The 7,304-nt window shown below is 70.3% G+C and carries 8 protein-coding genes; 3 read left to right on the plus strand and 5 right to left on the minus strand.

All coding sequences use genetic code 11. The features are described 5' to 3' along the window. Nucleotides 1–153 precede the first annotated feature (153 nt). Entirely contained in the window at nt 154–1,119 is a 966-nt protein-coding gene (locus tag BWR60_RS35025) for a tyrosine recombinase XerC (protein ID WP_275542417.1), read from the plus strand. A gap of 22 nt (nt 1,120–1,141) precedes the next feature. Beyond that, nucleotides 1,142–2,350, plus strand: coding sequence for a trans-sulfuration enzyme family protein (locus BWR60_RS35030; protein WP_088157821.1), 1,209 nt, complete (start codon nt 1,142–1,144; stop codon nt 2,348–2,350). Between the two features lie 134 nt (nt 2,351–2,484). On the opposite strand, the gene glyA is transcribed toward BWR60_RS35030, so the two are convergent. Beyond that, nucleotides 2,485–3,840: a serine hydroxymethyltransferase gene (glyA, locus tag BWR60_RS35035; protein ID WP_088157823.1), complete on the minus strand. Its 1,356-nt coding sequence runs from the start codon at nt 3,838–3,840 to the stop codon at nt 2,485–2,487. 116 nt (nt 3,841–3,956) lie between these two features. Here glyA and BWR60_RS35040 point away from each other — a divergent pair, with 116 nt between their 5' ends. After that, nucleotides 3,957–4,454 (plus strand): Lrp/AsnC family transcriptional regulator, encoded by a 498-nt coding sequence (locus BWR60_RS35040; RefSeq protein ID WP_088157825.1) that lies wholly within the window; start codon nt 3,957–3,959, stop codon nt 4,452–4,454. A 27-nt stretch (nt 4,455–4,481) separates the two neighbouring features. Here BWR60_RS35040 and BWR60_RS35045 read toward each other — a convergent pair whose 3' ends face one another. The 4 genes from BWR60_RS35045 to BWR60_RS35060 form a co-directional block, all read right to left on the minus strand. Further along, nucleotides 4,482–5,225, minus strand: coding sequence for a DUF899 family protein (locus BWR60_RS35045; protein ID WP_088157827.1), 744 nt, complete (start codon nt 5,223–5,225; stop codon nt 4,482–4,484). A gap of 108 nt (nt 5,226–5,333) precedes the next feature. Next, a complete protein-coding gene (locus tag BWR60_RS35050) occupies nt 5,334–6,206 on the minus strand; it encodes a 3-hydroxybutyryl-CoA dehydrogenase (protein ID WP_088157829.1) in 873 nt (290 codons plus the stop codon). Nucleotides 6,207–6,357: 151 nt separating this feature from the next. Beyond that, on the minus strand, nt 6,358–6,936 hold the full coding sequence (locus BWR60_RS35055) for a cob(I)yrinic acid a,c-diamide adenosyltransferase (protein ID WP_088157831.1): 579 nt from the start codon (nt 6,934–6,936) through the stop codon (nt 6,358–6,360). Between the two features lie 10 nt (nt 6,937–6,946). Continuing rightward, nucleotides 6,947–7,138: a twin transmembrane helix small protein gene (locus BWR60_RS35060; protein WP_088157833.1), complete on the minus strand. Its 192-nt coding sequence runs from the start codon at nt 7,136–7,138 to the stop codon at nt 6,947–6,949. Nucleotides 7,139–7,304: the final 166 nt, after the last annotated feature.

Here is a 7,304-nt window from a genome sequence, read left to right on the forward strand (position 1 = left end):
CCCCCTCACCCTCCCGCCGCCAACGCGGCGGGCCCCTCCCTCTCCCCGAGGAGAGGGGAACGAGAGGCCGGGCATCATCACCTCTCCCCCGGGGAGAGGTCGAAATCGCGCAGCGATTTCGGGTGAGGGGGCGGCGCCGGCCGCGACGCGGCGGTGACCCCCGAGCCCGAAACCAGCATGGCCGGCTGGCCGGCGGCGGCGGATCTGCGCGACGCCGCCGGCCGCTGGAAGCTGTGGCTGGAGGAGGAGAAGCGGGTCTCGCCGCACACGCTGCGCGCCTATCTCGGCGATGTCGGCCGCTTCGTCCACTTCCTGGCCGAGCATCTCGGCCGGGCGCCGAGCCTGAACGACCTGTCCGCCGCCGCCCTCTCCGACCTGCGCGCCTTCCAGTCCCGCCGGGCCGCCGGCGGGGCCGGCGCCGCGACCCGGGCGCGCGGCCTGTCCGGCGTCCGCAACTTCCTGAGCCATCTCGACCGCGCCGGTGTGCTGCACAACGCCGCCATCGGCAGTTTGCGCAACCCGAAGCTGCCGAAGCGCCTGCCACGGCCGCTGGCGGTGACCGACGCGCTCGCCGCCGTCGACACGATCGAGACCCTGGCCACCGAGGAATGGATCGGGCTGCGCGACCGCGCCCTGCTGTTCCTGCTCTATGGCTGCGGCCTGCGCCTGGGCGAGGCGCTGGGCCTGACCCGGCGGGAGGCGCCGAAGGGCGACACGCTGGTGGTCACCGGCAAGGGCCGTAAGCAGCGCATGGTGCCGGTGCTGCCGGCGGTGCGCGAGGCGGTCGACGCCTATGTCGCCGCCTGCCCCTACCCGTTGACGGCCACCGGCCCGCTGTTCCTGGGCGCCCGCGGCGGCGCGCTGAACCCGGGCGTGGCGGAACGCCAGATGCGCCAGCTGCGCGCCGTGCTCGGCCTGCCCGATTCGGCGACGCCGCACGCGCTGCGGCACAGCTTCGCCACCCATCTGCTGGCCGGCGGCGGCGACCTGCGCACGATCCAGGAGCTCTTGGGCCACGCCGCCCTGTCGACCACCCAGCGCTACACCGAGATCGACACCGAGCGGCTGATGACCGTCTACGCCGACGCCCATCCCCGGGCCCGGCGCGCCGGCGGATAGGCCGCCGGTCCGGAGGAACCCCATGACCGATTCCGATCGCGACGACAAGCCCTGGGGCCCCTCCACCACCGCGATCCATCACGGCTACGATCCGGCCGAGGCGCAAGGTGCCCTGACGCCGCCGATCTACATGACCTCGACCTATGCCTTCCCCGACACCGCGGCCGGGGCGGCGGTGTTCCGCGGCGAGGCCCAGGGCTATGTCTATGGCCGCCGGCACAACCCGACCCAGACCATCCTGGAGGACCGGCTGGCCCGGCTGGAGGGCGGCGCGGCGGCGGTGGCGATGGCGTCCGGCATCGCCAGCATCACCACGCCGATGTGGACGCTGCTGCAGGCCGGCGACGAGGTGGTGATCGACCACACGCTGTACGGCAACAGCTACGCCTTCTTCATGCAGGGCCTGCCGCGCTTCGGGGTCAGGGTGACCAAGGTCGACATGACCCGGCCGGAGGCGCTGGAGGCGGCGCTGACCCTGCGGACGCGGGTGGTGTATTTCGAGACCCCGGCCAACCCGAACCTGCGGCTGATCGACATCCGCGCCGTGTCGGACCTGGCCCGGCGGGCGGCGCCCGAGGCGCTGGTGGTGGTCGACAACACCTTCTGCACCCCGGTGCTGCAGCGGCCGCTGGACCACGGCGCCGACCTGGTGCTGCATTCGGCCACCAAGTTCCTGAGCGGCCATGGCGACGTGCTGGCCGGCGTGCTGGTCGGGCCGAAGCCGATCATCGACCGGGTGCGCAATGAGGGGCTGCGCTACCTGACCGGCGCGACGCTGTCGCCGATGAACGCCCATCTGGTGCTGCGCGGGCTGAAGACGCTGGAGCTGCGGATGGCGCAGCATTCCCGCTCCGCCCTCGCCGTGGCACGGCTGCTGGAGGGCCATTCGGCGGTGGCGCGGGTGTCCTATCCCGGGCTCGAATCGCATCCGCAATTCGCGCTGGCCAGCCGGCAGATGGCGCAGCCCGGCGGGCTGATCGCCTTCGAGCTGCGCCGCGGCATCGAGGCCGGACGGAAGTTCATGGACCGGCTGCGGCTGGTGACGTTGGCGGTCAGCCTGGGCGACGCGGAATCGCTGGTCCAGCATCCTGCCAGCATGACCCATGCCAACTACACGCCGGAGGAGCGGGCGGCGCAGGGCATCGGCGAGGGTCTGGTGCGCCTGTCGATCGGCCTGGAGAACACCCCGGACATCCTCGCCGACATCGAGCAAGCGCTGGGGAATCTGTAGGCGGGCTGCGAGACGCTTCCGGGGTCCTCGACACCGTCATTGCGAGCGCAGCGAAGCAATCCAGGGGCCACACGCATCGGCCCCTGGATTGCTTCGTCGGCTTCGCCTCCTCGCAATGACGGCGAGATGTGAGCCTAATCCGGCAATCCGTTCTCGAAGCAGTAGTGGATCGTCGGGAAGCTGTGCCGGAGCGCCACCGCGTCCGGCCGCACCGCCTCGGGCGCCTCGCCGCGCACCAGGACGCGGGCGATCAGCTCGGCGATCGCCTCCATCTCGCGCTCGCGCATGCCGAAGCGGGTGACCTCGATCGTGCCGATCCGCAGCCCGCCGGGGAAATCCCAGTCCTCCTTGCGGTCGGACGGTAGCAGGTTCTTGTTCACGATCAGGTTGGCGCGCTCCAGCGCCTGCGCCGCCGCCAGGCCGCGGCCGAAGCCGCGCGCGTCGGCGATGGCCTGATGCGTGGTGGTGAAGCCTTTGTGTGCGCCCAGCATCGGGATGCCGCGCTCCTGCAGCGCCCGCGCCAAAGCCCGGGCATTGGCGACGATCTGGGCCTGCAGTGCCGCGCCGAAGGCGATCGCCTCCGCCGTCGCCAGGGCCAGCGCCGCCACCCGGTTGACCTGGTGCGTCGCCGCCCAGACCGGGAACACCGCCGTCGTCACCGCCTCGGTGATCGCCGGATCGTCCCACAGGAGAATGCCGGATTGCGGCCCGGCAAAGGTCTTGCCGGCCGAGCCGGTGACGATGTCGGCCCCCTCCTTCAAAGGGTCCTGGAACTGACCGCCGCCGATCAGGCCCAGCTGGTGCGCCGCGTCGAAGAAGAAGCGGCCGCCCCATTCCGCGATCACCTCGCGCATCGCCGCCACCGGCTGCGGGAACAGCGTCATCGACAGGCCGAGCGCCACCAGCTTCGGCCGGGCCAGCGGCGCCGCCCGGCGAAACAGGTCGAGGTCGACCACCAGCTCCTCCGGGTCCATCGGAATGTCTACGATGGTGCGGCCCATGGCGCCGGCCGGGCCGTCATGCCGGTTCGAGGAATGGCCGCCGGTCGGCTGCGCCGCGGTCATCACCACGTCGCCCGGCGCGGTCAGCGCGGTGTAGACCACGGCGTTGCCGATCATCGAGGCGCAGAGGCGGTGATCGGCGTAGCTGCAGCGGAAGTGGCGCTTCAGCAGCTCGACGCACAGCGCCTCGACCTCGTCGATATGGCGGGTGCCGGCGAACCAGCGGTTGACCCGGCCGATATGGCCCTCCGCCGCCCGCGTCCCGATCTCCGCCGCCAGCAGCGCCCGCACGCCCGGGCTGGTCGGTGCCTCGGGCGCCAGCAGGTTGATGCAGTCCTCGCCGCGCCACTGCGCGTTGCGGCCGACCGCTGCCTTCACCGCCTCGCCCATCGCCGAGGGATCGGCGCAGGCATCGAGCACGGCGCGCGCCGCGGCCAGCGCCTCGCGGTCATGCACCTCGATGCGGTTCGACAGATCCGGTGAATCCATGATCGCGCCTCCTGTTCGTTCGAAACAGGCTACGGCGAAATCATTGGCAATGGATTTCGATTTGCAGGACCGGAATTTCCGTCGTGGAATGTGCCGACGCCGCTTCGGAGAAATCCATGAAAAGCCCGGACCGTGCCCGCCCTGCCCCGCCCGAGCTCGACTCCATCGACCGGCGCATCCTCGACGCGCTGCAGGAGGACAACCAGATCACCAACCTGGCGCTGGCCGAGCGGGTCGGGCTGTCGCCGCCAGCCTGCCTGAAGCGGGTGCGCCGGCTGCGCCAGGAGCGGGTGGTGGTGCGCGACGTGGCGCTGGTCGACCCGGAGCGGGTCGGCCAGACCATCGTCGCCTTCGTCGGGGTCGAGCTGGACCGCCAGCGCGAGGACGTGCTGGCGGCCTTCGAGCGCAAGATCGCGGCCGAGCCGGAAGTGCAGCAATGTTATTTCGTGTCCGGCGAGACCGACTACCTGCTGGTGGTCACCTGCCGCGACATGGAGGCCTACAACCTGTTCTGCCGCCGGGTGCTGGCGAATGAGCACAACATCAAGCGCTTCCGCACCAGCTTCAACCTGTCCCGGGTGAAGTACGAGACCAAGGTGCCGATCGGGATTTGACGCTTCGGCCGGGCGGCCGCCTCCGGTTCACCGCCCGCCGGTTCCCAGGTCGTCGGAATGCCCGGCCTTGACGCGTGGCCATTGGACGATGGGACGGTCGCCGACGCGGTAGAAATGCTCGCCTTCCCACCGCGGCCAGCCGGCCGGCGAATCCTCCCACGGCTCCTGCCGCCCATAGACCGTGAGGTCGAGCAGGGCGTAGCTGTTGCCCATCACCTCGACGCCGCGCTGCGTGGTCCAGTAGGTCTCGAACACGTCGGATCCCTGCCGCAGGTAGCAGACGATGTGCATCATGCCCACCCGGCGCCCGACCAGGAGCGTCCCGAGCGCCCCCCGATCGGCCGCGTACCAGGGCATCTCCCAGCCCATGAAGTCGCGGTACCGGGCGCTCTCCTCATACGGGCCCTGGCAGATCGTGGCGTAGGTGACGTCGCGGGACTGCAGGAAGGACAGCTCGCGGACCTGCGCCGTGTACAGGCTGCAGCCCTCGCATTGCTCCGGCGCCGGGCGGCCGGGGTTCCACATGAAGTAGTAGGCGATGAAGAGCCGGCGTCCCTCGAACGCGTCCAGCAGCGTCGCCGGACCGCGGTCGCCGATGAGCGGCGTGGCGCCGTCCACCGCGACCATGGGCAGCCGCCGGCGGGCGGCCGCAAGAGCGTCGCCCTCCCGGCTATGGGCCTTTTCCCGGGCCCGCAAGGCGTCCAGCTCCGCCTGGAAGGTGCCGCGGTCGACGATCCTGGGCGCGGCTGGATGATTGGCGTCTTTGGTCATCTCGCTCTCCCCTTTTCGACAGGGAGATAGAGTTAGCGCCGGACGCCGAAACGGTCAGAGTGACAAGTGTGGCGGGATTCGGTGCGGCCGCGCGCGCCTCCAGCCGGATCAGCGCGTCGGGACGGGGACGTCCTTGGAGTAGTCGTAGAAGCCGCGCTTGGTCTTGCGGCCGAGCCAGCCGGCCTCGACGTATTTCACCAAGAGCGGGCAGGGCCGGTACTTGCTGTCGGCGAGGCCGTCATACAGCACGTTCATGATCGACAGGCAGGTGTCGAGGCCGATGAAATCCGCCAGCTCCAGCGGCCCCATCGGGTGGTTGGCGCCCAGCTTCATCGAGGTGTCGATCGCCTCGACCGATCCGACGCCCTCATACAGGGTGTAGACCGCCTCGTTGATCATCGGCAGCAGGATGCGGTTGACGATGAAGGCCGGGAAATCCTCCGACACCGCCGGGGTCTTGCCCAGCTTCAGCGCCAGGTCGCGGATCGACTCATAGGTCGCGTCGTCGGTGGCGATGCCGCGGATGATCTCGACCAGCTTCATCACCGGCACGGGATTCATGAAATGCATGCCGATGAAGCGCTCGGGCCGGTCGGTCGTCGCCGCCAGGCGGGTGATCGAGATCGAGCTGGTGTTGGTCGCCACCATCGCCCGCTCGTTCAGATGCGGCACCAGCTGCTTGAAGATCTCGCGCTTGATCGCCTCGTTCTCGGTCGCCGCCTCGACCACGAGGTCGCAATCCTTGAACGCCTGGTACTCCGACGCCGTGTGGATCCGGGCCAGCACCGCCGGCTTCTCCACGGCGGTCAGCTTGCCGCGGCCGATCAGCCGGTCGACATGGCCCTCGATCGACTCCCGCGCCCGCTCCAACGCCTTCGCATCGACGTCCATCAGCCGGATGGTGAAGCCGCTCTGGGCGCCGACCTGGGCGATGCCGCTGCCCATCTGTCCCGCACCGATGACGCCGATCGTCTGGATCATGCCTGGGTTCCGCTCCGAACGTCCCTGTCCCGCATGCCGCCCGCATTGGTGCGGTGCAGCAAAGAGGTCGAACGATAGTGATGTCCGACAGAGCTTGTCAACGCGACTGCCGCCCGCGCAAGCATCTTGCCCAAGCTGTGAGCAGACGGGCTCAGCGATGCGCTCCGGGAACCCAGAGGACATCGTCCTTGCCGTCATCGTTCATCCTTCGGGCCAGGACGAAGAGATGGTCGGACAGGCGGTTGGCGTATTTCAGCGCCTCGGGGTTCACCGCCTCGACCGCCATCAGGGCCGAGACCAGCCGCTCCGCCCGCCGTACCACGGTGCGGGCGTGGTGCAGATGGGCCGCGGCGGCGCTGCCGCCCGGCAGCACGAAGCTGTTCAAGGGCGCCAGCGACGCGTTCATGGCGTCGATCTCGCGCTCCAGCCGCTCCACCTGCGCCGCGGTGACCCGCAGCGGCGGATATTTCGGCTCGCGCTCCTCCGGCGTCGCCAGGTCGGCGCCGAGATCGAACAGGTCGTTCTGGATCCGGCCGAGCATGGTGTCGGCATCGCCCCCCACGCCAGAAGGGGCCGTGTGCAGCCGGGCCAGGCCGATCACGGCATTGGCCTCGTCCACCGTGCCGTAGGCCTCGACCCGCAGGTCATGCTTGGCCACCCGCCGGCCGCCGACCAGCGAGGTCTGCCCGGCGTCGCCGCCGCGGGTGTAGATCCGGGTCAGCGTGACCATCGGCGCCCGCTCAGGCCGTCCACAGCGCCAGCACGAAGAACAGGATGGCCAGGGCCTGGAAGCCGATGCGGGCCTGCATCAGCTTGTTGCCCCATTTCCGGTTGAACGGGCCGCTCTGCGCCATGCCGAACACGCCGGTGGCCAGCGAGGCGACCACCCCGATCATGCAGATCACGGCGAGGATGAGAAAGACGGTGCTCATGCCAGTGACTATAGGCCGACCCCGGGGGGCCGCACAGGGCGATTGCGCCAAACCGTCACATTCGGGTCCGGCCGGGCCGCGTCAGCCGGGGCGGCGGCGCGGCACCGGCACATCCACCGCGCCGGGCGGCGGCGGCCGGGTCGCGGGCGGTGCCGCGCCCTGGGCC

The organism is Inquilinus limosus (assembly GCF_002195995.1).
In the GTDB taxonomy this organism is placed as follows: domain Bacteria; phylum Pseudomonadota; class Alphaproteobacteria; order DSM-16000; family Inquilinaceae; genus Inquilinus; species Inquilinus limosus_C.